The 1,328-nt window shown below is 65.9% G+C and carries 1 protein-coding gene and 1 pseudogene; both read left to right on the top strand.

Annotated features, from left to right (window positions below; translation table 11 throughout):
- Window positions 1-75: 75 nt before the first annotated feature.
- Window positions 76-927, top strand: a pseudogene (locus A5787_RS02090) (DDE-type integrase/transposase/recombinase); the annotation flags it as partial.
- 115 nt (window positions 928-1,042) lie between these two features.
- Window positions 1,043-1,276, top strand: a complete 234-nt coding sequence (locus tag A5787_RS27955; RefSeq protein ID WP_231993766.1) for a hypothetical protein — start codon at window positions 1,043-1,045, stop codon at window positions 1,274-1,276.
- Window positions 1,277-1,328: the final 52 nt, after the last annotated feature.

Genomic DNA, 1,328 nt, shown 5'->3' with positions numbered 1-1,328 from the left:
GGTCTGTGATTCATTGACATAGAGGACGGATGTCTCCCGACATAGAGGACAGCCCAGTGATCGCGAGGTGTCCTCATGTCCAAGGCCCGTTTGGTCGTTGCCGCCGTCGAGATTGAGCACCGGCCGATCAGTGAGGTCGCCCGAGATTATCGGGTGGCGCGCTCATGGATCTATGTCCTGCTGGCCCGCTACCGTGCCGAGGGCCAGGACGGACTCGAGCCGCGCTCACGGCGCCCGGCGTCTAATCCGCGGCAACTGCCCGCCACGGTCGAAGAGCGGATTATCAAGCTGCGCAAGCAACTTGGCGAGCAGGGCCTCGACGCCGGACCGCACACCATCGCCGTGCACCTGCACCGCCACACCGGCAGCGCCCCCGCGGTGTCCACGATCCACAAGATCTTGCGCCGGCGCGGCTTCATCACCGCCCAGCCGCACAAGCGACCCCGCAGCAGCTACATCCGCTTCCAGGCCGAACAACCTAACGAATGCTGGCAAGCCGACATCACCCACTGGCACCTCGCCGGCCCCGATACGACCACCGCCACCGGCGCGCAGATCGAGATCCTCAACATCCTCGACGACCACTCCCGCAAAGCCCTAACCTGCACCGCCCGACCCGTGTTCACCGCGCCGGCCGTGCGCGACTGCTTCCGCGAAGCCTTCGCCGCCCACGGCCTGCCCGCCTCGGTACTGACCGACAACGGCATGGTCTTCACCGCCCGACACGCCACCGGCCCCGGCGGGCGCACTGCCCTGCAAACCGAACTGGCCACCCTAGGCGTCGTCTTCAAAAACTCCCGGCCCTACCACCCACAGACCTGCGGCAAGGTCGAACGCTTTCACCAAACCCTCAAAAAATGGCTGAACCGCCAACCCCCAGCGGCCAGTTTGGCCGACCTACAAGCCCAGCTAGACGCCTTCACCGAGTACTACAACACCGTGCGCCCCCACCGCTCCTGCGATCGCTGCACCCCACACGACGCCTACCGCGCCCGACCCCCCGCCGGGCCCGGCCAACACCCCCGCCGGCATCCACTGGCGAGTGCGCACCGACCGCGTCGACAGCTACGGCAAGCTCACCCTGCGCCACGCCGGACGCCTCCACCACATCGGCATCGGCCACCGCTGGGCCAACACCCCCGTGCTCATGCTCATCGCCGACCTCAACATCCGCATCATCGCCACCCCCGGCGGCCAACTCATCCGCGAACTCACCCTCGACACCAACAGCGACTACCAACCCCAAAAACAGAAAACACCCCCAGCCAACAACTGAGGGTGTTCACTATGTCGCGAGACATCTGTCCTCGATGTCTCGCGACATCACA

Source organism: Mycobacterium sp. 852002-50816_SCH5313054-b, assembly GCF_001667185.1.
In the GTDB taxonomy this organism is placed as follows: domain Bacteria; phylum Actinomycetota; class Actinomycetes; order Mycobacteriales; family Mycobacteriaceae; genus Mycobacterium.
Note: the sequence above shows the minus strand (reverse complement) of the source record. Positions and strands in the feature narration are given on the sequence as shown.